At 53.2% G+C, this 26,024-nt stretch carries 21 protein-coding genes; 11 read left to right on the plus strand and 10 right to left on the minus strand.

Going from position 1 to position 26,024, the window contains the following annotated elements; all coding sequences use genetic code 11:
• Position 1: 1 nt before the first annotated feature.
• Complete coding sequence (locus DM868_RS08515) at positions 2-1,210, minus strand: sulfatase-like hydrolase/transferase (RefSeq protein ID WP_170964464.1); 1,209 nt, start codon at positions 1,208-1,210, stop codon at positions 2-4.
• Between the two features lie 112 nt (positions 1,211-1,322).
• Between DM868_RS08515 and DM868_RS08520 the strand changes: the two genes are divergently transcribed.
• Complete coding sequence (locus tag DM868_RS08520; RefSeq protein WP_137276458.1) at positions 1,323-2,366, plus strand: DUF354 domain-containing protein; 1,044 nt, start codon at positions 1,323-1,325, stop codon at positions 2,364-2,366.
• Between the two features lie 205 nt (positions 2,367-2,571).
• Here the strand turns inward: DM868_RS08520 and DM868_RS08525 are convergent, their stop codons facing one another.
• The gene (locus DM868_RS08525; protein ID WP_137276459.1) at positions 2,572-3,753 is read right to left on the minus strand and encodes an agl cluster protein AglQ; all 1,182 of its coding nucleotides are present in this window, start codon (positions 3,751-3,753) and stop codon (positions 2,572-2,574) included.
• A gap of 94 nt (positions 3,754-3,847) precedes the next feature.
• Positions 3,848-5,038 carry a glycosyltransferase family 4 protein gene (locus DM868_RS08530; RefSeq protein ID WP_137276460.1) on the minus strand — a complete coding sequence of 397 codons (1,191 nt, stop codon included), beginning with the start codon at positions 5,036-5,038 and terminating at the stop codon, positions 3,848-3,850.
• Between the two features lie 437 nt (positions 5,039-5,475).
• On the opposite strand from DM868_RS08530, the gene DM868_RS08535 reads away from it, so the two are divergent.
• Positions 5,476-7,410: a hypothetical protein gene (locus tag DM868_RS08535; protein ID WP_137276461.1), complete on the plus strand. Its 1,935-nt coding sequence runs from the start codon at positions 5,476-5,478 to the stop codon at positions 7,408-7,410.
• Between the two features lie 53 nt (positions 7,411-7,463).
• On the opposite strand, the gene DM868_RS08540 is transcribed toward DM868_RS08535, so the two are convergent.
• The 3 genes from DM868_RS08540 to DM868_RS08550 form a co-directional block, all read right to left on the minus strand.
• Positions 7,464-8,954, minus strand: a complete 1,491-nt coding sequence (locus tag DM868_RS08540) for an alkaline phosphatase family protein (RefSeq protein ID WP_137276462.1) — start codon at positions 8,952-8,954, stop codon at positions 7,464-7,466.
• A 93-nt stretch (positions 8,955-9,047) separates the two neighbouring features.
• A complete protein-coding gene (locus DM868_RS08545) occupies positions 9,048-10,511 on the minus strand; it encodes an oligosaccharide flippase family protein (protein WP_137276463.1) in 1,464 nt (487 codons plus the stop codon).
• Positions 10,512-10,654: 143 nt separating this feature from the next.
• The gene (locus DM868_RS08550; RefSeq protein WP_137276464.1) at positions 10,655-13,084 is read right to left on the minus strand and encodes an MFS transporter; all 2,430 of its coding nucleotides are present in this window, start codon (positions 13,082-13,084) and stop codon (positions 10,655-10,657) included.
• Positions 13,085-13,324: 240 nt separating this feature from the next.
• Here DM868_RS08550 and DM868_RS08555 point away from each other — a divergent pair, with 240 nt between their 5' ends.
• The 6 genes from DM868_RS08555 (at position 13,325) to DM868_RS08580 (ending at position 17,995) form a co-directional block, all read left to right on the plus strand.
• Positions 13,325-13,600 (plus strand): hypothetical protein, encoded by a 276-nt coding sequence (locus DM868_RS08555; protein ID WP_170964465.1) that lies wholly within the window; start codon positions 13,325-13,327, stop codon positions 13,598-13,600.
• Positions 13,597-14,025: a type II toxin-antitoxin system VapC family toxin gene (locus DM868_RS08560; protein ID WP_137276465.1), complete on the plus strand. Its 429-nt coding sequence runs from the start codon at positions 13,597-13,599 to the stop codon at positions 14,023-14,025. Before DM868_RS08555 ends, DM868_RS08560 begins: the two co-directional genes overlap by 4 nt.
• A 151-nt stretch (positions 14,026-14,176) precedes the next feature.
• Positions 14,177-14,683 (plus strand): helix-turn-helix domain-containing protein, encoded by a 507-nt coding sequence (locus tag DM868_RS08565; RefSeq protein ID WP_137276466.1) that lies wholly within the window; start codon positions 14,177-14,179, stop codon positions 14,681-14,683.
• 122 nt (positions 14,684-14,805) lie between these two features.
• The gene (locus tag DM868_RS08570) at positions 14,806-15,837 is read left to right on the plus strand and encodes a Bug family tripartite tricarboxylate transporter substrate binding protein (protein WP_137276467.1); all 1,032 of its coding nucleotides are present in this window, start codon (positions 14,806-14,808) and stop codon (positions 15,835-15,837) included.
• A gap of 29 nt (positions 15,838-15,866) precedes the next feature.
• A complete protein-coding gene (locus DM868_RS08575; RefSeq protein WP_137276468.1) occupies positions 15,867-16,505 on the plus strand; it encodes a tripartite tricarboxylate transporter TctB family protein in 639 nt (212 codons plus the stop codon).
• Positions 16,502-17,995: a tripartite tricarboxylate transporter permease gene (locus DM868_RS08580; protein WP_137276469.1), complete on the plus strand. Its 1,494-nt coding sequence runs from the start codon at positions 16,502-16,504 to the stop codon at positions 17,993-17,995. The genes DM868_RS08575 and DM868_RS08580 overlap by 4 nt, the downstream gene beginning before the upstream one ends.
• 92 nt (positions 17,996-18,087) lie before the next feature.
• Here the strand turns inward: DM868_RS08580 and DM868_RS08585 are convergent, their stop codons facing one another.
• From DM868_RS08585 to DM868_RS08600, 4 genes are all read right to left on the minus strand, one after another.
• Positions 18,088-18,699, minus strand: a complete 612-nt coding sequence (locus tag DM868_RS08585) for a PIG-L deacetylase family protein (RefSeq protein ID WP_137276470.1) — start codon at positions 18,697-18,699, stop codon at positions 18,088-18,090.
• The gene (locus tag DM868_RS08590) at positions 18,696-19,751 is read right to left on the minus strand and encodes an ATP-grasp domain-containing protein (protein WP_137276471.1); all 1,056 of its coding nucleotides are present in this window, start codon (positions 19,749-19,751) and stop codon (positions 18,696-18,698) included. The genes DM868_RS08585 and DM868_RS08590 overlap by 4 nt, the downstream gene beginning before the upstream one ends.
• Positions 19,752-19,933: 182 nt before the next feature.
• Complete coding sequence (locus DM868_RS08595) at positions 19,934-20,974, minus strand: DUF1616 domain-containing protein (protein WP_137276472.1); 1,041 nt, start codon at positions 20,972-20,974, stop codon at positions 19,934-19,936.
• Positions 20,975-21,022: 48 nt separating this feature from the next.
• The gene (locus DM868_RS08600; protein WP_137276473.1) at positions 21,023-23,176 is read right to left on the minus strand and encodes a hypothetical protein; all 2,154 of its coding nucleotides are present in this window, start codon (positions 23,174-23,176) and stop codon (positions 21,023-21,025) included.
• 92 nt (positions 23,177-23,268) lie between these two features.
• Between DM868_RS08600 and DM868_RS08605 the strand changes: the two genes are divergently transcribed.
• The 3 genes from DM868_RS08605 to DM868_RS08615 are packed head-to-tail and all read left to right on the plus strand — an operon-like array spanning position 23,269 to position 26,010.
• Positions 23,269-24,699, plus strand: a complete 1,431-nt coding sequence (locus tag DM868_RS08605) for a DUF58 domain-containing protein (protein WP_137276474.1) — start codon at positions 23,269-23,271, stop codon at positions 24,697-24,699.
• Between the two features lie 49 nt (positions 24,700-24,748).
• Positions 24,749-25,117 carry a hypothetical protein gene (locus DM868_RS08610; protein ID WP_137276475.1) on the plus strand — a complete coding sequence of 123 codons (369 nt, stop codon included), beginning with the start codon at positions 24,749-24,751 and terminating at the stop codon, positions 25,115-25,117.
• On the plus strand, positions 25,114-26,010 hold the full coding sequence (locus DM868_RS08615; RefSeq protein WP_137276476.1) for a hypothetical protein: 897 nt from the start codon (positions 25,114-25,116) through the stop codon (positions 26,008-26,010). Before DM868_RS08610 ends, DM868_RS08615 begins: the two co-directional genes overlap by 4 nt.
• The last annotated feature ends 14 nt before the right edge of the window (positions 26,011-26,024 follow it).

Raw genomic sequence — 26,024 nt, forward strand, 5'->3', positions numbered from 1 at the left:
TCTAAAGATAGCCGAGGTCGGATAGTTGTTTGATTGACTCATCGGAAAGGTCGATATCGTCTCGCACGATTTCCTCACCGGCGCTGTGGGTCTCGAAAATGTCTCTCGCTTCTGACGCCGAAAAGGCAGGAGAACCGTACTTTTGCTCCGTATCGACAATTGCCTGATAGCTCGCCTGGAACTGCCTATTATATCTCGTATATTTCCCGTTCGGGAGGGCGAAGGTACGAAAGAGGTAGACGAGGAGTCTTATCTGATAGCCAGACTGTACAAAGCTTCGACCGCCACTCCGGTCGTACACAGCTTCTACCTCGTAATGCATTGTCGGCATCGTATTAGCGACGGTCGGGTTCACCCGACGTAAGTAATCGTTCACACTTCGGTTGTAATAGCAGATACCAATATCGGCGAGATCTTTATTGAGAAGATTTTTTCCAGGAAGGTCGGGCCACGGATCGTATCCCAAAATATCCAGTAGCGTCGGCATTAGATCGACGTGTCGGAATAAACCGCTTGTGTCGAGATCCGGGTCAATATCTGGATGAATGAACGTTGTCGGAACGTACACCAACTCTGGGCCTGCCGGGTAGTCGTGTCCGATTTGACCGTATTCACCAAGATATTCTCCGTGATCGGACATGGCGATGACGAGCGTGTCGTCTTCGATTCCACGCTCCCGGAGAATTTCTAAACGGCGGTCAAGTCTATTAAACCAGTCGTCTATCGCGTCATCATAATCCGTTTGCAAGGTGTCGATATCGTGGCCAGTACGCTTGAAATAACGGCTTCCTTCCTTTGGGTCTTCCAGCTCTGGCGGATACGGCGCGTGGCCACCTATATCACGGTCAACCGCAACAAACGGTTCATCGATCTCCGCTAACGGTTTCTGTTGTTGGTAACCGAATAATTGTTGTTCGATACGTAGCCATTCGTGAAAGTCAGTTCCGCTTTCATCGAATACTACATTATGATTTTCGAGGTCAAAAAGATGTGGCGTATCTCCGAGCTGCTGAAAAAATCCGTGAATTCCATGTGTCGTTGGTTGCTTGCCGGAAAAAATTGACGCAAATGATGTTGGAGTATGGGTTGATGCTGCAATTGTCTTCAATGTCTTCCCACGTTCGGCTAATTTTTCCTTGGTTTTGTCATATCGAACCGCATCTCCAACGAATATATATACGTTTTTAATATCTAAATCGCTTAGTGTCACTACCAGAAGTAGTGAGTCCAGCCAATATAAATATGAAGATTCAACAGCAGGTATTTAGAAAAAGTTGTATGCACCAGACAGCAGCACAATGTACCGACACCCAGAGCGATAGATGAACTCAGATATTGTAATTGGAATTGGACATCCAGCCCACGTTCACTTCTACAAGAACGCTATCAAGGAACTCAGCGAGTCTGGATACAAAGTTCATGTCGTTAGCAAACGACGGCCATTAGCAATAGATTTGTTACAGAACTATGGCATTGAACACAAAGTTGCAGGTCGGTTAAGAATTCAGCATGATAGTCTTCTGAAGACGGCTTTATCTTTTGCTTCGTTTGAACTGGACATGATCAACGAAGCCAGAAAGCATAATCCTTCAGTCGTTACTGGTGTCGGGAATATTCCGTTATCACATGCTTCCGCTATCTTTGATTGCGAATCCCTGATCTTTACGGATACAGAACATGCTGAATTAGCGAATAGAATCACGTTTCCGTTTGCCGATCGTATTTATACACCAGATTGTTATATCGGAGACATTGGCATAAAACAAGTTCGTTACCCAAGTTATCACGAGTTGGCATATCTGCACCCTAAACGATTCGAACCAGATCCAACAGTTTTAGACGATGTTAACGTTAATCCTGATGATTCGTTTGTCATTCTGCGACTTGTTGCATGGAATGCGATTCATGACATGGGTGACAGTGGTTTCGAAAATCTTCACGATATCGTTACTGCTCTAGAAGAGACTGGAGTAGAGGTGTTTATCACCTCCGAAGCGCCGCTTCCTGAATCAGTTTCCGATCGGCGTCTCACAATTGAACCCCATCGTATTCATGACCTGATGTACTACGCAGATCTCTTTATTGGGGAGAGCGCTACGATGGCTACTGAAAGTGCTGTCCTCGGTACGCCTGCGATTTTCGTATCATCCAGTCGGCGTGGGTACACTAACGAACTGGAGGACGAATATGGACTGGTTTTCAATTATTCTGGGCCGAATCGACAAATAAATGGACTCAATCAAGCGATATCGATTCTCGACGAGTACGACGAGACTGTGTGGCGGAAGCGGAGGGAACAGCTGCTCAAGGAAAAAATCGATACGACTGATTTTATCATTGATCAGATTACCTCGAGGCAGTCATAAATAACCTGGGTCTTCGAGGTGCTCAAAAAACTACTCTTCGTTGCCTCGATTGGTCGTAGGTCGTAAGTTTGTATTAAAACCGGCTCATTACCTTTTATCCACCAGGTTTCCAAACATATTGGAACACTATTGATGAAATAAACTATCATTCCTGTCAAAAATATACGATTGCCTAATAACATGATTACACATTTTCTGAGGAGAATTATTTATCTTCCAATGAGATTTCAATATCCCAATCCGAGAGCCTCGCTGCTTCGTACAATCGAGCTGTGAGTGTTTCTGGATCGGGATTGTTTCGTGCGAACGTCTCTTTTTCGTTATCCCAGCACTTTTTGAACTGTCGGGATAACCACTGCTCTTGATCGAGTTTTGTTCCCCGATCGAACTCGTCAAGCGCATACGCAAGCTCTATGCCAGACACGTTGTACGGATACCCATAAATAGTATCTTCTAATTCATCGACAAAAGTATCCGATTCTATGGCCGTGAAGATCCGGTCAATCCAGGATGTTGACCATAGTTTATGGTCCGGATATACCTTCTTTAGTAAGGCAAACCCGTATAGGTGGAAAGATTGATAACCGATTTTTTTTTCTCGAGCGACCTTAGAAGTTGCGGGGAGTCGAGAGAATGGAGTCAATTTAATAAATAATTCTCTGAATAGATCTGAATCCCTCATCGGTATTCGAACAGCCAGTAATACTAGTGTCATGCGGGCTCGTTGATCTGCAATCGCGATGTAAGGCCACATTTTTTTTGGTGGCTGAGCCCCGAGTTCTATTAAACCTCTATTATCAATATTGATCTGTGATTCAATCTTATCGAGAAAATGACTTATCCGTTTGTTAATTTCCGGATCTACATCATTGGATGTTGATAACAATGCCCCGGCAGATGCAAACCAGAGTTGATGATTAAATGTTGAATCGAAACAGAGGACTTTTCCATTAATTTCGACCCGTTTCCAGAGTCCGAGACGATCATCAAATGGATGTTGAAGGAATACCTCTTCAGCGGTTTTAATAAGTTCTGGACAATCTACGATATTACTGTATTTAGCAATCGCTTCGATAGTCCAAGCTTGTCCTATGAGCCCGTTGCAATGGTCCTTAACATTCGAGTCACGATGATGAAAAGTATACCCATAGGGCCTAGCTTCTTTAGATGATAAATAGGCAGCTGCAGAATTTGCGCTATTTAAATATGCCTCATCTTCAGTCTGTAAATAAAGTTCGCAAAGAAGTACTAAATAGTGGGATGTATTACGCACTGGAGTTTCTGAGTCCTGATGAGGGCCATTACATCCTGGGGGAAAGGAACCATCTGAACGCTGCTGGCTGACAGCATTATCTGCGACAACACGTATATAATCACATAGCTTCATTGTTAACTATTGAATACCTATCAAAATATAATATTCATCTCTTCTGATGCCTGGCAGAACATTCTATAATCATTTCACTAAAAGTCAATTATGACTAACGTAGATTAGGTAATGACTGCTGATATATGTTTTCAAATTCATCAATATTCTCTCTCCAGGAGAAAGTCTCGGCAAATGATTGGATCTTTCTTTTATCCCATGATCTTGACAGGGCATCATCAATTGTTTCCGAAAGTATTTGAGGGTTTTTGGGTGGTACTCTATAACCAACTTCATTAGATGGTATTACCTCTTCAGGAACATTTGTTGTACCAATTACAGGAATACCGTTTATCATCGCCTCAATAAAAACTAACCCAAACGATTCACCCTCACTTGGCAAAACCATTAAATCAGAATGACTGTAATATTTTGATATATTTTCAACATAACCATGCAGGTGTATTTGATCAAGTCCCCTTTGATCTATTTGATTTTCTACTTGTTTTCTCTCCCCACCATCGCCAAAAATATGGACACCCATCTGCGGATATTGTTTTATTAATTGTTCAACTGCATCAATCAATACATACACTCCTTTTCTTTTAATTAAATCCCCTACAAACATAATATTATAATCATAATCACGATATGCATCGGGAGCCACACCATCTGACGATATATAACCGACATCCACTGGGTTAAGTATAACTCTAGAATTTTCTGGAAGGCAATCGAAATAAATCTCCGCATCATTTCGGAGTTTCTCGCTGATGAATATCAGATGATCTGCTTCATATATATTATTCCTAATAAGGTCATACATCATTTGACTAACTTCATCATCCGTAGCCTCAATACTGGTAAAACTATGTACGGATGTTATAAGTGGTGTCTGTTCTGCTATGCATCTAGCTATCGGGAAGCGTTGTTGTATATGGTGGACATGAACTATATGTGGATTCCATCCTATCGTGGACTGCTTTGCGTTTAAAAAATACAGTATATATTTCAACTTGTCAGTAATAGAAAATTGATCAAACTTACGCGTAAGGTATTTTATATTAGTCAAATTTTCATCTAAAAATAAAGATCTGAATAAAGATTCCGGGTTCATTCCAAAAATAGAAACACCATCAATTATTTTCGGCTTAGACGTTTTAGTAATAATATTTTCAGCAAAGACAGCAACATCATGCCCTTGCTCTACCAATTTCTTTGATAGCTGCCAAACGTGCGTATGAACCCCACCGCTTGTTTTACCCCCGACAGACGGTGGTAAAGGGCCTATTTGTAGTACTTTCATTACCAAATTATCTCCTGTCCTGTTGGTAAGGATTTCGCATTACAACATATTGCCCCACTATAATAGATCATATTTATAAATGATTATATGAAGTGATTTATCAATAGAGCATAGAGCGCCAAAATAGATCAACCAATCAGAATCATTCTCCTTGAGCATCAAGGAAATCCAGAAGAGATATAATCGAATAAAAAGCAATAGCAAGAAGTAGTTATCAATAATTGAACCCAAGCAAGTAATCAAATCGGAACAGTTACTAAACGTCATAATAAATCCAAAGGAATCCAGAACTAGCTCAATATAGTCGAAAAAGTTCAGGACCAGATGGAGGTAGTACTCAGATCTTGCCAATAATCAGATGGTCAAAAATACTTAAACAGATAGTGGTTGAGGAGTATAGAGGTATCTATTGTCCATGTGTATGAACCAGTATAATCATGAATAATTTAGAGCCGAACAAATGGATAGAACAGCTTATCCGCCCTCAAATTCTTGGCCCGTTGCTAATCATCATCGGGTTCATCGGATTATACTTCTCAACCATCGTTCGAAATCCGTATACAATACTCTATCCGTTAGTTCTCATCGGTGCAGTAAGCGCTTTCTACCTGCTCCGTCCTCATACAGAGATCAAGATGGTCATACTGGAAACTACCTATTTGAAAGCGATTTTAGTAGTCATCTTTGTACTTTGTTCCCTACTCATACTCCAGTACCGTGCTTCGGGATTTCATCGAACTAATATCGTGTTCTATTTTACGTTCGCAGCCTACGTCTTCTCAGCACTTTTCATCCTTAGTAGCTCTCATGAGACGATCGGACTCTTGACGATTCTGCTTATAGGGATTACAAACAGGCTGACTTCATATTATAACAGCGCCCTGTATAGCGGTGTCGATATATATTCCCATAGTCACTTTGTACAAACTACCGCGCAGGAAGGATCACTAATAGTTTTCTCAACGAATAAGTATTTTTATTCCCCTTTTTACCACATCTTGGTAGCCGTTGGTGAACTCACCTATAGCGTTCCAACTCGAGATGCAATCGCACTTACTGTACTTCTCGCCGTTACCGTTTTACCTGTAATTATCGTCTATTCAATCACGTCTGCGTTCTGGAATCGACAGGTCGGATTGATCGCCGGATGGCTGTACGTCACGGCTGATTTTGCGATCAATTGGGGAATTCAAGTAATTCCAACTTCGCTCGGCGTTGTATTCTTCGCACTCCTTTTGTTCTCGTTAGTGAAGTACACCAATCTAAAAGAGAAACGTCAGTACGGGCTCGTTATTTCCTTTATTGTTTCACTGATGTTTACTCACCAAGTCAGCCTGTTTATTGGAATCACTGCGATAGGGGTCCTAACCCTCGTTATACTTATCTACCGAATGGAACTCTCCGAGACCGCGTTAAATCTCGGGCTAGTAGCTGGCTTTTCAATGTTCGTGGACTTTATTGTCACGAAATATAGCGGACCAAGTGGAGAAGCAAGCTTCTTTGATGTAGTTCTCGGTAATTTACTGGCTGCGCTACTATCTATGGGTGCTTTAACCCGTTCAGAAATTAAGTTGCCACAGGATCCGACGATTAGTCCAAGTGGGGCGGCGGCTCTCACTCTTTTACAGGTAACCGGATCAGCACTCCTTCTCCTGCTCGCCGTTTTCGGCGCACTGTATTGGTTGTCTATGCAACGAACAAACCGTGAATTCTTTACAGGCGTTCTTTTGAGTGGAATTGTTACAGCGCTACTCGCGGTGACACTCGCCGGTCCTGCTATCGGACTCCGCAACCTCTTACCGAATAGATGGTGGGCATTTTTGTATCTCCCGTTAACTATACTAGCCGGCCCCGGATTATTGGTTTTGGTTCAAGAGATGCGATATAAATGGACTGGAAGATCAGAAATGGTGATTGGGTTTGTAGTTCTACTCCTGTTTATATCCCCATATACTGTCTTGATGGTAGGAAACCATGCGGGTGCGCCCGATCAGCCATTCCTTGATGATGCTCCGGGAGCTGAGAGTCTGAGCATATCTGATCAGGACCAAGAACTGATTGAGCACTCTGAACGTTATCAAGGCGATCTTGATATTATAACTGATCGCCGACTATCTGCGATATTTTCTCGATATTACGATGTATCTTCACGTACCCTATACATTGATTATAATGAACCAGCGTCTCTATATCAGCCATCAATAATTGTCAATCGTAAATACATTCATACTAAGCATGCACAATATGAAGTTGAGTATAATGATCAGCGGATGGTAGTTCATGGGGCATTCCCGCTTAAGCATTTGCCGGTTGATAATAAAAGCCAACTTTACAATAGTGGGGATAACTCATTAACGTATTATCGGGTATGACTAACTCATCGATGTATAATATTACTTCTTAAACATTATGAGTTGATCAATATTCAGAGATACCCCAGATCTTCAAGCCGCCGTTGAACGCCATCATACGACGACACTTCATCAGAAACGAACTGTGGTGTATATTCATCTACGGAAATGAACTCCGGTTCTTCAGTAGGATATTCAGGTAGTATCTCACCATCTGTATCGATCGGTATTGGGATTTCGTATTTAATTAAAAGAGTGGGTGCAATATCAAGTAGTGATGCCGCAATTGGACCGTCATCACTAGAGGGTACACCGACAGCAACAAACATCCCATTAGAACTATGATGGTCTTTCAGAGATTCACGCCAGATCTGTCCGACGGGTCCTCGCCAAATTTTACACGTCTCCGAAGCGAGTATTATTTCACCGGCTTCATCCGTGAACTTTCCCTCATAGACATCCTCACGTCGGTACGCGCGAACTCCAGATACGTCTTGAAGATCACAAACTAGGTTGTCAATGAGCCGTTTTTTTTCAGTCTCTGCTACCGCTGGGGAGAGACGGATTGCAGCCTCATCTTTTGATCGGCAGTAAGCTGACGATTGTTCGGTATCGATACCAGCCTCGAAGGAGACATCAATGTCCAAAGAACTAGTTGCGAAATTTCGGATTGGTCGGAGGACGGGATGAAGCCACTCTTGCTGGAAGAGGAAGCGTCCAAGCCCACCGATATTAATTGAACCTCCGATTTCGTTCTTGGAACCGATGTGAGTCTCACCAAACTCTAGATACCCATTCGCTTCAAGCCAATCGTTGATGTAGAACTGTCGATCGAATACTTGGAACCCATGGTCACTCATCAAAAGTAGCGTGTCGTCATCATCCAGTGTTGAGTCGAGTGTTCGAACGTATTCATCAACTACACGCAGGAGTTCTCGGGCTTTCTCGGCGGTCTTCTTTTCGGGATGTCTCACGAGATCCAGATACGCCTGATGCTGAAGCCAGTCCGTCTCACTCACCAACTGAAAAAGGAAGTCATGATCATCTGCACGGAGCACTTTGAGGAATTGGTCCCGGTTGTGTTCGAACGAGTCTTTTAATTTTCGAATACATTCGAGAGGATTTCCCTTCAGCGTAGGGTACTCTGGCGGTTTGATCCCATATGTATCGTACAGATCTCTCGGAACTGGCGGGCGGTCGTCCGCGTCGAGCCAGGAGGGCACAATATCACCCTCAATTCGGGCCGGTAGAGAAAATGGTAGATTAAACAGACAGCAATCGAACCCATGTTCATCTAAGGATTCATAGAACGGTTTGGTACGGAGCGCAGTTCCATCCAAAAATTCAGGATCAAAGTCCTCGTTGAACGTGATAAAGTCGTACACACCGTGTTTGCCTTGATTTTTTCCCGTCTGAAAAGACGCCCAGGCAGGAGCTGTGACGGGTGGTTGGGTACTCTCCAGTTCACCGCTCAAATTTTCGTTATATAATGACTCGATGTAGGGAGTGAATTCAAGGAGATCTGTGTGAAAAGCATCAAGCCCAATAACGACCGTCTTGCCCATATGTGGGCCTACTTATGAATACACAAGTAGTTTTACACTCTTCTTGGAATCAGTATCTCGAATAATCGCCTGTCAATATTGAGTGTGCAGATCTTACTTGATCAGGGAAACAATTCTTCTAACGTCGAGTAGTCCGAATATTACTGATAATATTGCCCAAACTAATGCACCAACTGAGACGACCAAGCCCAGAGTTAGGATGCCCTCTACATAATCCATGAGAACCCAAACAATACCGGACATCACCCCAGTAATCGCGAAGATACTCACGAGCCGACGGAACAACCAATTGACCCTCAATTCGAGTTCGGATAACATAAGATAGACCGTGGCGAAAGTGTAAGCTGAATACGTTACGACAGTTGCGATAGCTGCACCTTCGACGCCGAACCGGGGAATCAGGATAATGTTCAGAACAACGTTTGCCACAGCACTTACTGTTCGGATAATCGCTCGCGCACGGGCACGTCCGAGGTAATCGAGAGCACCACTCGAGAGAGAAGATATCACCAACAGCAGCGCATAAGCCGCCATGATGCGCAGAACCGGCACTGCGCCGAGATACTCACCCCCGAATATCAGTTGAATTAATCGTTCCGCGATTAGTGCTATTCCTGCTGCGATCGGTGTATACATGAGAAGTCCATGCGAGAGTGCTTCCTCATACATCCTCGCAGCAGTCCCCGTATTCCCTTTCGCCTGTTGCGATTTGTATGTCGGTTCAAGAGTGTAACCAAGTGCGTCAACAGGCATCCTAACGAAGTTTACTATCTGCTTGCTGACGACATAATACGCGACACCAACTGGCCCGACAAAGAACCCGACCAAAATTGAGTCAACCCGTCGATCAATCGCGTTACCTGTGTTGGTCGCTGTTAGCGGAAGAGCATACTCGAGAATCTGTTTTGGTATGATACTCTCCATCTGACTACGCTCGATGTCGCGATAAAACTTGAAATAAATATAGAGCAATCCAACACTACTCGAAACCATGAACGCGAGAGCGTACCCGAAAAGAGCACCAAGAGCCCCGTACCCAAGTATTACAAATATAATAACTACACCGAATCGAAGTATGCGGTCGATAGAGTGAAGAATAGCACCCGCTTGGATCTTCTCGAACCCATGAAGAATGGTTCGAGCGTAGCGGTTCAACGTTTCGAATACGACGATGAGTACCCCTGCCAGCAACAGAGGGGCGAGATCAGGTTCATTGAGAAGACTAGCGAAGTACCGATGGCCGATGACAAACACTATGCAAACCAGTAAAATCGAAACGATAGTATACAAAAAAGAATATTTTAATATATGTGGGATTTGTCCAGCGTTGATTTCCTTGTATTCGGCGATGTATCGGGCAGCAGATTTGGATATCCCCAGCCGACTGAAAATTTGAGCGATCGCTAAAATGGAAATAGTTAGCGAAAAAAGCCCATAGCTATCGGAACCCAATAGTCGTGCCAGCACAACAGTCAAGACTGCGCCAGAAACAACCGCAATGAAACGCCCGACAAACTCAATTTTGAAACGAGTTCCCAACTTAGACGACAAACTCATTCGTTTCTCACCGAGGGCATTGGCTGGTTTAGTGTTGTCCAAATTGACTTGAGCGATTAACTGGCGAGGCAGAAGTATCAGAAAGGCGTTGTAGATCCATTAAATTCGTACAAATCAGCCACCATAGCAGATCTTGCTGGATGTCATTCCCCCACGCTAATTGAGTTCCCATGCATAACGTCCCGCTCTGAAACCTCAACACGCTCTCCATTAATCTCGTAAGTTCCTGGATACGGAACTGTCATGTTTGCGACGCCATCGTCAGTGACTGCGACTTCTCGCGAATAAGTAAATGTTCGATCTTGAACGGAGACCTCGGCTTCGGCAACAGTAATATCTCGTTCAACGCCGTTAAGTTCAATATGAGCACCTGGAACGACAGAGAAGAGCGCGATATTGGCATCAGCATTGAGATAGATCAATCGGTATCGTTCGAGGGATTCGAAACGATCATCGGGTACTCCAAGTTGGTCTGTCAATCGGGGCTGAGCGCGCTTTTCGGGAATACTCACTGGTGGGTCTGCCAAAACGAGATACCCAATCCGGTCATCGAGCCATTCTAACCTCTCATCGATACTCTCATCAACAAACAATGGTGTATATACATATCGTCCAAGACTTTCATCTGCTGATTCTCCACTTACGTAGTAATTGTACATCCGATACTCCGCCCAGGGTGCAAGCACGTGGTTCTCGGGATATTCCCGATCCAGCGACTCGGCGTGCTCGGAGATCTCCATCGCCGTTTCGACGTGCGCTCGATCATGAGTGATCTGTCCCATCATCGTCGGGAGGTACAACAGACTGGCGCTGGACACCAACAATACCACCCCAAAAATCAAGCCGGCTCGACGGAGCTCCAGCGATCTAACTGCCGACCCAACTTTTTCCCCCATCTGTCGTCCCCCCATTCGCTCGAACAGCACGGGCTCTCGGGCCAAATCAACGACCGACAGCAGATATACGACTCCGAGACTACTTAGCACCGAAATAACAATCACTAACCGACCCGCAAACCGCGCCAGTATCCCGGCGACGATCACGTAGTGTACCGTGAGTACCGAAATCAACAACCAGGCAGGGTCGTACTCTCGATACACGTAATAGAGACACCACGCGAGCATCGCCAATCCGATGTAGAATTCGATGCCGATGTGCGCGACCGGGCCGTACAGGTAGAATAGATCCGCCGAGTACAGCGACTGGCTTTGCGTGCTCACCTGCCAGCTCGGGGCCGAACTCGGTCCGATACTTCGGAGAACTCTGTCTACGACCGCCTGTATCTCTCCGACGGCGAGCAGCGCCCCCACGACACCGACCACCGCAATCACCGGCTGCACGACGAGCAACGACCGAGCCGACCACCCCTGCTTCGCCCACAGCTCCCCCAACCCGACGACTCCGACGACGCCAAGAAACGTCACCACGGCCAGCGCCGGTGCGGGAATCCCATGCCATCCCAGACCGAGATGCAGCGCCATCGCCAACGCTGCCCCGACACCGAATCCAAATACAAGCGGCAAATTAACACGCCCCGGCGACACGCCGTCTCGAACGTCCATAGAGACCCGAAGCCCGACGAACGCTCCCAGCCCGACGAACAGCTCCAGCGACCCGCCCCACGAGTGCGTCCACGCGGCGAAGACCAGCCCGAAGGCGAACGCGACGAGCCACGTCTTCCGAGCGTTCAGATGTCCAGAGATCGCTTCATCCGTCCCGACCATCTCTCGACGCCGCGTGAAATCGACCCCGAGCCACGCGAGTGTCACCAGAATCAGTCCGAACCACAGATACTGATTGTATCGGTGGTGCAGCAATCCCAGGCCGGTGTAGTTGGCGTGTACCGGCGCGAGCGCCAGCACCAACACCGACGCGACGCCGACGCGATAATCCCGCGTCAACAGCAACGCCAGATAGTACAGCGCGATTGCCAGAATGATTGTAAACACCAACGGCAAAAACGCCGCCACCATGTCCGCCGCCCACTGATCGCCGCCCAGCAGTTCGGTGAACCACCAGTTCGTCGCATGCGTGAGCGGCCGTTGATTGAAACTGCCGTCGTCCCAGGGTGGGTTCACCAGCACGCCGAAATCGAACGGTCCCGACGACTGTGCGATCAGCTGTTCCTGCCAGTAGCGGAAAAAGTACGGATCGTTCCCCGGCGACACCACGCGGCCTTCGACGAACACCGACTTGTAGTGAAACGTTCGCGCCGCCACCAACACGACGAGCGCGCCCACGAGCCCCGCGACGGTGGGCCACTCGACGTCGAAATCGACGGTGAACCCGGCGTCGCCCTCGTTCGCGTCCACGAACGCCTCACCCTCCAGTGCCGCCCGGACGGCCTCCCGATCTACAATGTGATACGCGCCGTCGACCTTCTCGACGATATCCGATGACACGACCTCCCCGAACGTTCCCGAATCAAGCTCGACATCGTCGAACTCCCACGTCTCCGCCCCGTCGCCGACCGCCAACAGCGCCTCGACGACGCGCTCGCCATCGTCGCGCTCGTCGAGAAACGCTGCCGTGTCTTCGTACACCCCCGTGCGGTCGTCGGTCACTTTCCCCATGGTAGCGCGCTCTCCGGAAAGTCAGTTTCGCTTTTCCGGGCCGGCGTGTGCGACGGTGCTTCGATATCTTCTCTCACCCCGGCACTGATCGCGATCGCTGTGCGGTTTCGGCGCGCGTCTTCAGTATCGCACTGTACGGAACATTCGAGGCAGCGGCGCGAATTAGCGCGGCGAGGCTGTCACACACGACAGCGGCGATTCGGTGGAAACGTTTACTTAGAAGAGGATACTACCAACTGCATGGCCACGTCGGTGAAAATGGACGACGAAACCAAAGAACGACTTGAGCGGCTCCAAGCCGAGATTAAACTCCGGACGGGCAACCGCGTGACCCAACAGGAGATACTGACGCGGCTCGTCGAGGATGCGATCGAATCGAAGGCTCGACTCATCGATTCGTTTCGTGACGAGCGCGTGCCGGTCTCCGAATCTGAACGCGAGGCGTTCCACGCGGGGACGATCTCCTCCGGCGTGGTGACTCGCGAAGCGGATATCGACGACATCCTGTACGGATGAGCGTGTTCGTCGATACGGGCGTGTTCTACGCTCACCACGACGTGGACGCCGACCGTCACGAGGATGCGGTCCGGGTCTTCGACGAGATCTTGGACGGCCGGTACGGACAGCCCTACACCAGCGACTACGTTCTCGACGAGGCGATCACACTCACTCGTGCTCGAACGGGATCGTTCGAGGCGGCGAATTCACTCGCCAAGCGGGTTTGCGGGACGGGTCCGTATCCAGCCGTCGTCGAGCTCTGTCACACGGTCCCAGATGATGTCACCGAGACGCTCGATATATACCGCCGATACGCCGACCACGATCTCAGTTTCACCGACGCGATGACGATTCGCCTCTGCGAATCGCGCGGATTCGACGTCGTTTGCAGCTTCGATTCGGACTTCGACGGTCTCGTCGAACGAGTCGATCCCTACGGTTGAGCGAAGTCTCCACGTGCGGTTTCACCGATCTCATTCGATGACGGACGTCTCATGTTCACGCCTGCGATACGTTTGAACCACAGGCGGGTGTCACGTAACATCTTCTCGCAACCAATAGGTTAATTGGCTGAAACACCAACCGTCGCTCAATATGTGGCGAGACGTCCAGCTGGCGGCGGGGACCGAGGAGTTCAGTTCGACGTTGGAGGCGGCGATCAACGCGTGCGGCCTCACTGTCAAGGAGTTTGCCAAGCGGCACGACCTCTCGGAGAGCACGCTGTACAAGATCACGAGCGGGGATCGGACGAACGTCCGGGTCGAAACGCTGCAGTCGATCACGGCCGCGCTGCGCGAGGAGGAAGGGTACGGCGGGCGGACGATCGGCCTGATCACGACGAGGGGTGCCTGCGATCGGGCCCCGTCGAGCATCGAGGCGGGCGGCGAGACGTACACGATCAAACCGCTGCCAGCACAGACCATCGAAGACGAGATCATCAAGGGCGTGCAGGCGGATCGAGACGGGATCGACGGGATCGTCTGCGGGCCGATCGCGGCTGTAACGCTCGAGCAGGTCGTCGACGTTCCCGTCGGCGGACTGCAGTTCACCCAGGATCTCATACGGGAGTCGATGACGGACTTCGCGGGACGACTCGACTAATATGTGGGAAATATATGTTCCGATAATTTCCTTATGAGGACACTATTGTCCTGTAAGAGGAAAATTTATATCACGTCGGCGAAACGGCTCACGTAGTCACACCGAGGGACGGGACATACACAATGAGCACGAACGAAACACACGACCGTCCGACTCGCCGACGCCTGCTGCAGTCCGTCGGTATCGTCGGGTTGACGGGCCTCGCCGGTTGTCAGGACATCGCCGGATCCGGATCCGACGGGAGCTATCCGGACGGCCGGATCGAGGTCATCGTCCCCTGGTCACAGGGGGGCGGCACGGACCGCGCGACGAGAGCGACGACGCCCACGTGGGCCGAGACGCTTGGCGCCGACTTCGTCGTCCAGAACTACTCCGGCGGGTCGACGCAAGTCGGCGGGGAGCGACTGTACAACGCCGATCCGGACGGTTACACCGTCGCGATGTGGAACATGCCGCAGATGCAGGCGACGTGGCTCTTTCAGGACGCCCCCTACGGGATGGACGACTTCGACTACGTCGGCACCCACCACCTCGATCCGACGATGTGGTTCGCGCCGCCGGGGAGTCCCTACGAGGACATGGCCGAGTTCATCGAGTACGCCCGTGAGAACGAGGTCACCGTCGGGACCACCGCCGCCATCGGCAACACGGCGCTGTCCGCGCTGCTCGTCGAGGACACCTACGACGATCTCGAGTTCAACCTCGTTAACCTGGAAGGCGGGACGCCCACCCGACAGGCGACGCTCGCCGGGGACGTCGACGCCGCGGTCAATCAGCCGTGGGCGTTCAACCCCGATCACGTCGGCGACGTGATCGCCCTCGGCACGCACGACTCCGGAGGACAAGAGCTGTGGCCGGCACCCGCCTTTGGCGAGCTGGGACTCGACGAAATCCCACTCGTCGAGGAGGGATTCGGCCAGTGGAAACTGATCGTGGCCCCCGGGGGGCTCGAAGATGAGTACCCGGATCGCTACGAGGCGCTCGTGGATTCGTACGCCGAGGTGTTCGAGCGGGATGCGTTCCACGCCAGAGCGGAAGAACAAGGTGGCCTCGACGAGATTCTCGAGTACAACGATCCGGAATCGACGGCGACGGAAGTCGAAAGCTACTCCGAGTTCATGGAAGAGTTCGAACCGCTGTTCGATCGGTTCTGACCCGTCGATTCCGGAGATCGAGACGCACAATGACAGCCGACGACGCACACGTCACGCTCCCGACGATCACGCTCCGAAACCGCCGGTTCGATCTCCACATCGACACCGGCGAGTTGCTGTTTCCGCTGCTCGTACTCCTCTTTTGCTCGGCGTATTTCCTCGAGACGCGTGGATTGCCGAACGAATCCCTGCTGTACGCCGACCCGCTCCTATACGCGACTGCGGTGGTAGCGGTGGTCACGATAGGTGGACACGCGGTGTCGATCGACACCGGTGCCGACGGTGAGCCGACGCGATCACGATCCGAGTCGAGGCGATCGGTCGTCTGGGGGGTCGAAAGCGCCGTCGCCGAGCGGGAACACCCACAGGGCCGAACCGATGCTCCGGCGGAGAAACACGGCGACAGTGATGCGTCGCCGGCCTCAAAAGAAGCGACCGAGAAGTCACACTTCAACGTCCGATCGTCGATCGGATTGTTGCTCCTCTCCACCGGATACGTGCTCGCGTTGTACGTCGTCCCGTTCGCGCTCGCGACGGCCCCGTTTCTCGCGGCGGCCGTGATCCTCTTCGGCGAACGTAACCGACTCCGGGTCATCGCCTACTCGGTCGGCTGTACGCTCCTGCTGTGGCTCGTATTCATCTTCTGGCTCAGGGTGCCGCTTCCATGATCGGGGTCGTCGCACCGGCGTCTATCCTGGGCGGCCTCTCCGTGTTAGCAGATCCGGCAGTGATACTCGCGATCTGTCTCGGCGTCGCGCTGGGAATCGTGTTCGGGGCGATCCCGGGGTTTTCGGCGACGATGACGATCATCCTGTTCACGCCCGTCACGATCCCGTTCGATCCCGCGCCGGCGCTGATCTTCTTGGTCTCGGCGTACGGCGGGGCCGTCTACGGGGGATCGATTCCGTCGATTCTCATCAACACGCCCGGAGCACCGGGATCGGTCGTCACGTGCTGGGACGGCTACGAGTTCACGAAGCGCGGGCAGGCGGTCTACGCGCTCGCAGTCTCGGCGATCGTCTCCGGGCTCGCCGGCGTGATCGCGGCGATGTTTCTCCTCGTCGTCGGGCCGGCGATGGCGTCGTTCGCGCTCGATTTCGGTCCGCCGCAGATGTTCCTCTTGGCGGTGTTCGCACTCACGATCATTCCGGCCGCGAAGGGCTCCTCGCTTCAGAAGGCGCTGCTCGGCGGGGCGTTCGGGTTACTCGTCGCGACCATCGGAAGCGATCCGCAGCGGGCCCAACCCCGTGCGACCTTCGGAGTAACCATCCTTCGGGACGGCGTGGATTTCGTCGTCGTCCTCATCGGCCTGTTCGTCCTGGCGGAGATGTTACAGTTGGCCCTCCGCGGGACCGTCAAACGGGACGCAGTCGGGATCGAGGGAGGCGTCGACCAGATCAAAATGGCCGCACGGGCGGTGATCGATCGGCCTGTCGCCTTCCTTCGGGGGACGCTCATCGGGACATTCATCGGTTCGCTTCCAGGGGCGGGCGCGGACGTGGCCAACTTCGTCTCGTACAACGAGGCGCGTCGATGGGCGAGTGCTGACCGCAAAGACGAGTTCGGGACGGGAATCATCGAGGGCGTCATTGCCGCGGATTCGAGCAACAACGCGACCCAAGGCGGGGCGCTCATTCCGACGCTCACGCTCGGTATCCCCGGCAGCGGCTCGACGGCCGCGCTGTTAGGGGCGATCGCGATTCACGGGTTACAGCCGGGGCCGGGGCTGTTCGATCGATCCGGAGCCATCGTCTACGCGATGATCCTCTCGCTTTTCGTCGGGAACGTACTCATACTCGTCTACGGGATCCCCGGCTCGCGGTATTTCGGAAAACTCGCGTACACGCCGCCGAAGTATATCATCCCCGCTGTGGTCGTGTTGGCCGTCGTCGGCGGATTTGCCGTTCGAAACTCCCTGTTTGATCTGTGGTTCGTGCTACTGTTCGGCTTGCTCGGCGTCCTCTTCGTCAAGTACGACTATCCACTCGTGAGCCCGGTTCTCGGTGTGATATTGGGCGAAATCGCGGAATCTGGCTTTGTCACGGGGTGGCTCCTCCACGGAGGCGATCCGATGAGTTTCCTCTTCAGCAGTTCTGTATCCCTGCTGTTGCTCGGACTGATACTCGCATCGGTTCTCGTTACAGCGTTACAAAACTGACGAGACTCGTCTTTATACACGTTCGATATGCGGTTTCGGAGCTGTTTCTGAGAGAATACTGCTACAATGTCCTCGATTCAGGAGTCACTGGCTCAGTTCATGACGAGACGGATAACTTCGAACCCCTCGGCGAACTGCGATCCGATCTGGACCCCCCGAGTCCGAACAAGCCCTCGAAGGTAGTCCTCCTCGAAGTAATCTCGACGATCGATCTGCGATTCGTACTTTCGGAGCATCTCGAGTTTTATCTCGAGATCGATATCCTCGAGCTCGACGAAGCAGTTCTGGTCGAAGTGGATGTTGTTCCACGGAAGCTCGTAGCCGAAGATGGTCGAGCTTTTGAAAGCCCGCATCGCCTCCTCAGTCACGACCTGATGATCCTGATGTAAGTCGTTCGTGGACGGCGTCAACACGAGGTCCGGTTTGTACTCTTGATCGTAGTCGTACAGCAACTGAAGGAGATCCTGCCTACTCGAGGGGAATCGTCGGGTCTCGAAATCAAATATTTCGATCTCGTCGACTCCCAAGACATCGGTCGACGCTTTGAACTCTGTTCGATTCACGTCTCTGGGTGCCGAAAACCCGAATACCGTGATATTGGCCCCGCTCCGTTTTAGTTTCGAGAGCGTTCCGCCGGCCCCCAACTCGGCGTCGTCGGTGTGTGGGGATAGCGCCAAAACGTTATCGTACGACAGTGTACTCATAGTAGTCGGTTACCGTCCGTATGAAAGACTTGATCCATATACCTGACCATCCGTCGTCCGTAGTCGATATCGTCTCGATAGCTTCGGACGTCCTCATTTGAGACCTCGTCCAGCGCGAGTTGTATCGCGAGATATGCCTGTAGGAAATCCCGTTGATAAATGAATGTCGACACCCGAGGATTAATCTCTATCAACTTTCCGTCGATGAACTGTAAATTGACGCAGTAGCTGAGTGGAATCGCGTCCAGAATTTTTTGCGTCATCGTCAGCAGCTCCGGTCGTTCGACCAGCTCGCCACGGACGATGACGCCCCAGCGTGCGTCCTCGACGGTTTTGAACGATGTCAGGAGTTCGTCGCCCCGCAGACAGAGGGAGTCGGCTGTCTCCTCTTCGCCGCCGACGTACTCCATGACGAGCAGTTCGGGGAATGGTTTGTCGGCGAAGATTTGCTCAACCTCTTCCATGTCGATATAGAGACTGTTAGGTTTCTCTTCTAACAGGAGTTCGCGACGGTCGACTTCGGGATCGATAATTCGGACGCCCCGGCTCCCCTTCCCAACGGGCGGTTTGAACACGATCGGTTCGTCGGGATAGCCCAGTTCATCGGCGGCCGCGCGGAATTCCTCGTGGCTCTGGACTAGAGAGTACTCTGGCAGATCTACGTCGGTCTGTTCGGAGATCGCCTGGTACATCTCGAATTTGTTGTTGGCCGTCTGGATTGCCTCCGGATCGGAGACGACGACTTCGGTCCCGAGAGACTCAAACTTCTCCCGGTGTTCCGCGAGTGGATGGACTTCGAACGTCGACTCCGGAAAAAGCACGTCCGGTTCCTCGGTCTCGACGATGGACAACATCGCGGGGATGTATTCGTCGGATTGGCCGTGAGGAACCTGATAGAAATCGTCGACCAGAAATCGACCCACCGCTTCCTCGTCGGTATCGGTCCCGATGATCGTTATGTCTCTATCCGGAACCTCCTTCAGCATCCGAATCAACGTGGATGCGCCGGGGCATCCACAGGCGGTCAGGATGATTTTCAGATTATCCGTCATGTAAATAGATCCTTGATCGAGATGTCTCTCTCGAGACCAAAAAAGTATGCCGGGATCGGATGTGCATCTTTTGGGTTCGCACGAAAACGAGAGCTGTCGTTTTTCACGGGAGACCAACTACGGCATGTCATTGATAAATGTAACGGCGTGACGATCTGTATTGGCACGACAGTACACTTTAGTCACACTTCGGATACGTCGACCCACAGGTGGTTGTCTCGGTAGGCGTTCTCGACGGTCGGCGTCCCCGGAACCGAGTCGCGATATAGCAGGTACTGCACCCGAAGGTCCTCTCCTGTCATCGTCGGCGTGATATCGTGCTCGGTTTGCCACGTTTCGTTGTCCGCGATCGACGGCGAGTCGAACCGATCGAGTTCCCGTCGCTCGACGACGGTCGTCTCGTTTCCGGATATCTCGACCTCCTGCAGTTGCACGACGATCGTATAGTCCATCGGCTGGTTTTCGTGATTGCCGATCCCGACGACCACCGACTGTGACTCGCCAACGACGAACTCCTCTGGATAGTTGTCGATCACCAACTCGCCGTCGTCGTCTTCGCCCAGCAAATAAAACTCCGTGAACGATTCGCCATCGGGCGGTACCATGATCGCGAATCCCACGACACCAACGGCCAACACGATGCTGCAGGCGAGCGCGACGTTCAACAGCCCATCGAGGCGCGTCTCCGGCTCGAATATCTCCGCCCGCCCGGCTTCGAGCCACTCTTCGTAGGGCACCCGAAAGCGCTCGGCTTCCGGGAGCGCCTTCCGTCTCGCTGCCGCCAGCGCAACGAACCCGACCGTAATCGCGCTCACGCCGACCAAAACCGGCACCAATCGGATTCCGAAGGGCGTGAAATTCAACACCAGTCCGACCGACGGCACGATCGCGATCGAAAGCCCCATCGATAGCGCGACGCGCTCGACGCCGTCGATGCCGCGCCCACCCAGGTTCGCGGCGCGTTCGGTATCCTCGCCGCTGTGACCCGGTGCTGACCCCTGTTCCGGAAACAGCGCCGCGATGAACGCGTAGCCGGGTAAAAACAGCAGAAACGGCAGTCCGAACGCGATGCGAAGCGGCGTCCGATTCACGAACGGCAGCAATACGGCCAGATTCGTCGCCAAAACGAGAATGAGCACCGCCGCCAAATCCGCCGGCAGCGTACGGATCTGACTGGGCAACAACAGTCGAAGCGACCGATCTCGCCCAGTATCGTCACCCATCGTGTCCGTTCTTTCGCAGTCGCGAAAATAAGCCCCTCGATACCTCGATCACTCGTCAGCGCCGATCATCGACCCCACGACTCGCTCGGTGCGATCGAGCATCGGTTTCACCGTCTCCGCAGATATCGGTTCGGAGGCGAAGACGACGCGCTCATACAGTTCGGTTACGTTCCGAAGCGTCGTGACGATCTCCTCGTCTGCGGATGCTTCGCACGCCCTGTAGAACTCCCAGTGGGTCTGGGCCGATTGACCGCCGTATTCGGCTTCGAGACACGTTCGCAACGCGGCATACCCCAACTGTGCGGCGATGACCGGTCTGTCAGCCAGGGTGTCGTAGGCGCTCTCGAGTAACGACTCGCTGGATCGACCGTCTTCCACGAGCGCGTCGCTCCAGCCAGCCGGTTCCTCGAACGTCTCGAACGAGTCGGATTGCCCCCGTCGCCACGACAACACGGTGACGCCGACACCTCCCGCGATCAACACGAACAGACCGACTCCGGCGAGTACACCCCAGAGCGTCTCCGTGGTGAGTATAACCGCCGTCTCAGCGTTCGAAGCGCCGAGATTGGCCCTTTCGTCCTGGTATGCGGCGCCGACCGATAGCGTCGCAGCGCTATCGGAGGCGCCGCTACCGATCTCCGATTCTGGGACGACGAGACTCGTCTCGAACGTTCCGTTCACGCCGGTCGTGGTCGTTCCGAGATTCGACCCGTTGACCAGTAGCTCGATGGACCGACCGGGAACCCCGGGCCCATCCGGCACGACCAATTCCCCGGCGAGCTGAATCGTCCGCTCGTCCGTCTGGTTCGCCTCAATCGATAACTCGGTCGGGCGCTCTCGAACTGTGACCGTTGTAGTCTCGTTGGTCGGCGTCAATGCCCGATTGGAGTCCCCGACCGCCAGCCGAAGCTGTTGGTCGCCCGCGGGAACATCGGCCGGTAGCGGCAGCTCCTCGTCGATATGCCCAGTTTCGTTCGTCCGTCCCTCGACGAGGGCGTTTCCGGCAGTCAACACCCGATACGAAACGTTAGCCGCACCGCCTGCGTCCCCTCCGACGTGTCCGGTCACGGTCAACGTCTCGTTGAACCCAACATCTCTCGGAGGCGTCGAAACTGCCACCGTCGGCGTGGACCGCTCGATGTCGACCGGGACGTTCGGACGAGTGAGTCCGATGACCATCGAGTCGGGTGTGGGGACTATCTCGACCGGAACTTCGGTTGCATTCGTTCGTATCGTCGCCGGACGGTACCCAACGGTGTAGTGTCCCGTAGCGTTCGTCTCGGTGACGTACCGTTGATCGTTGATTCGCAACTGCATCGTTCCGTTTCCGTACGGCGTCCCGTCCGCGTGGGCAACCCGGCCCGAGACCTCGATTGGATCGAGAAACGACCCCTTCGGGTCGCTCGTCGCGGCGGTGAGCTGAAGTCGAACGAACCACTCATCGCGGACGCGTTCGTGTCGCCTGCTCACGTTCTCTCGGCTTTGCTCAACAGTTTCGATCCCCTCTGCGTACGATTCGTTGTCGATCTCTTCGAGGGTTCGATATGAGTCGATGAGCCGGTCCGCCGTTCTGTTGACACGGTACCACCGCGTTTCGAGCGTCCGTGCTAAGGCCCGTTCTTGGCTTTCGTTCAGCTTGAACCGGGTCGTTCCGCCGGTCGTTTCATTCGAGCGTACGTCATCCTCGGTGATGAACTCAAACTCCTCTACGACCGTCTCCGTTTCTGCATCGCTGTAGTTGGCGGTTCCGTTGTACACCCGATAGGCGCGCTGATAATCGGCTATCGCCGCAGCGTAAGCTTGCCGATCGGACCGGATCTGGAGAAATGCAGCTGCACGGTTTTCCGAGCCAGTTTCCTCGGAAATTTCCGCGTACCGCTCGACAAGCGCGTTAAACTCTGACTCACCCAGCGACTCTCGAATGTTCCCGACGTCATCGCCGCTGAGGTCGATCTCGCCGCTTTGAATCCGCTCGGCGGCCCGTTCTGCGAGTTGTCGCTCGATCGCGCTCAGATCTCGCTGTGACTCGATATCCTGTGGGTTTTGTTGGCTTGTGTCGACCGCCTCACTGCTGGGGGTTCCGATCCCGCCGCCGGCGCCGCTGATGACGCTTCCAACGAGCACACCGCCAGCTAGAAGCAGAAAGCCAACGATGGCGAGTGCGATCACGGCGCGGTTCAAACGACCGTCACGGGCAACCACATTCCCAAAGAGACGGACGACCGGGTAAAACCCTTCTCTTGTCGACGACCGAACCGACATGTTGAATTGTCGGAGGACGCTTGCCTGGAGCAATGGACTTGACGCGTCGATCCTGGGTGCTCGCCGCCACCGGCTTGACACTCGCGGCGCTGGCGGTACTCTTCGCTCGGTCGCAATTGCTCTACGGTGCGGCTGCAGTCGGCGCGTTCTTGATGTATCGACAGCTCCGGTATCTCGATGCCGTTCGGATGGTCGGTGACACACTTGCCGTCGAGCAATCGGTCACGAGCAATCACGTTGACACGGACGGTGAAACTGTCGTCACCCTCTCCGCCCGACTCTCACGGCCGACTCCACTTGGGGTTACTGTGACTGCAATCCCACCGCTGTTCGCGGATGGGCCAGCCATGGAGGAACGAACGATCCACATCGAAGCGGGAGATCGATCGACCGAGACGACGTTCGACGTTAATTGGCCAGTCGTCGGCCGAGGGACGTTTTCTGCACCGCAGGTCACGACTGAGGACCGCTTTGGACTGTTCCGATCGGCGTTCGAACGTGGCACGGAACCGACCGTCACCGTCGATCCACGGATCCCACGGAACGTACATATCGGCGAAGGTGGAACGCAGGTCACAGCGGCGTTCGGCGGCCATCGATCTGACAGGCATGGGAGGGGAATCGATCCAGCCGAACTCCGCCAGTACGTCCCGGGCGACTCAGTCAGTAATATCGATTGGAAAGCCACAGCTCGGCTCGATTACCCGCACGTCCGCGAATACGAGGTCGAAACCGACCAGCAGACGATCCTGTTCGTCGATCAGCGCGGATCGATGGGTGTCGGATCTGAAGGACGAACGAAGCTCGATTATCTCCGCGAAGTGGCGCTGACCGTCGTCGGCAACGCACAGAGACTTTCAGACCCGCTTGGGGTCGCCGGGATCGGCCCCGAAGGCACGACGCGTTGGAACTCACCGAGTACGGACCCTGCAGCCTATGACGCTGCTCGAACGACTCTCCACGACCTCGAAGCGATTGGTACGCCAGATGGTGATCCATCGGATGAACACACCCACAGCGTTAGTGCGAGTCGTCGGAAGGCGACACTACTGGCCGGCGACGGCTCACAGTTCAGCTCACGGATCCGCCCGTTTTTGGATGATGCGAGCGGCTACGTCCAGCAGTTGGCTGCCGAGCCGTTGTTCGAGACTGTCCGAACGCGTTTGACACAGCTTTCGAGCGGCTCCTGGATTCTGCTTTTCGCCGATGACACCGCTCGTGCAGAGCTTCGTGAAGCCGCCAAACTCGGGGCCAACGAAGGGGCCGGTGTCGTCGTCTTCATGACTCCCTCCGTGCTTTTCGAGCGGGATGGGCTCGTCGATCTCGATACTGCCTACGACGAGTACGTCGACTTCGAGGAGTTCCGTCGGGAGCTTTCGCGCATCGACGGAGTTTCGGCGTTCGAAGTCGCTCCCAGTGACCGAATCGAAGCGGTACTCACCGCCGGCCGCCGCCGTCGGTGATCGTGATGTATCAACACACTTAATTTTGATCGCCGTCGCAGATAAGCCGATGGGAGCGTCCGGACTTACCGATCGAACGCATGAGTGGGCGGCTGTGGGTGCTGTCGCGGCGATCGTGTTTGTCCATCTTGGTCTGTTGATCGCCGCTCCGGGCGGACTGGATCTGACATCTCTCGTCGTTCTCGAAGCGGCGCTGCTAGCACTTTTGCTCGGGCTCGAACTCCTGTCGGGCGCGTCGGCCACCGACGCTGTTCCACTGGTCGCGACGTTCGTTTGTTTTTTTGCGATGACGTGGGGGCTCGTACTAGTTGTTGATTCACTCGCGATCGCGTCGATCCTGCTGAGTGGGATGAGTATTCTCCTCATGTACGGCCTACACCGATACGAACTGGTGTTCCTCGGGATGGTGAACGCATGAGCGACTCCACCACTGAGCTGTCCAAGATGGACACCGAATCATCTACCGAGATCAGCTCAGAACCGTCGGATGAGACCGCACTCACCGCCGAACTCGATGTCATCCGGGAGGAAAATGAGCGATTGCGAGACGAGTACGTCCGCGCCAGAAAGTCACAGTATCGTGCGACCGCCCTCACGCTAGGTATCATCGGGGGTGTGACCGTCCTTGCGAGCGCGTTTTTTCCGGACGTTCGGACCGTGCTCCTCGCGCTCGGTGGAACCGGTGTGTTTCTCGGGATACTGACGTACTATCTGACGCCCGAGCGGTTTATTTCCGCGTCGGTCGGTCGCGATGTGTACACGGCGCTCGCTCGTAACGAGGCGGCGCTCGTTTCGGAGCTCGGTCTCCACGACGATCGGGTGTACGTACCGCGCACCGGGGCCGAGACGGCTCGGCTGTTCGTTCCGCACCACTCGGCGTACGATCTGCCAGACGATGCCGAATTGGACGATCTCCTTGTCGTCACCGACCGCAACAGCGAACGTGGCGTTTCGTTACGTCCCACCGGGTCTGCGCTCGTCTCCGACTTCGAGTTTGCAGGTGACGGCGATACCGAAACGACGAACTCTCCCTCGATGCTCGCCGCACAACTGACAGACGCCCTCGTCGAGCAGTTCGAGTTGGTCGAGACGGCCGCCGTCGAGACGGCAACCGAGAGCGGTCGTCTAACGGTTGCGCTCACCGACAGCAGCTATGGGCCGATCGATACGTTCGATCACCCCGTTGGGTCGTTTCTTGCTGTCGGACTTGCCGTCGGGCTTGACGAGCCAGTTTCCCTCTCAGTTGAAACACCCGAAGCGGACGATCGCGTGGACTATCTCGTCACCTGTCGGTGGCCTCCATCAGAGTAGCCTCGACTCGAGGT

The organism is Natronomonas salsuginis, assembly GCF_005239135.1.
In the GTDB taxonomy this organism is placed as follows: Archaea; Halobacteriota; Halobacteria; order Halobacteriales; family Haloarculaceae; genus Natronomonas; species Natronomonas salsuginis.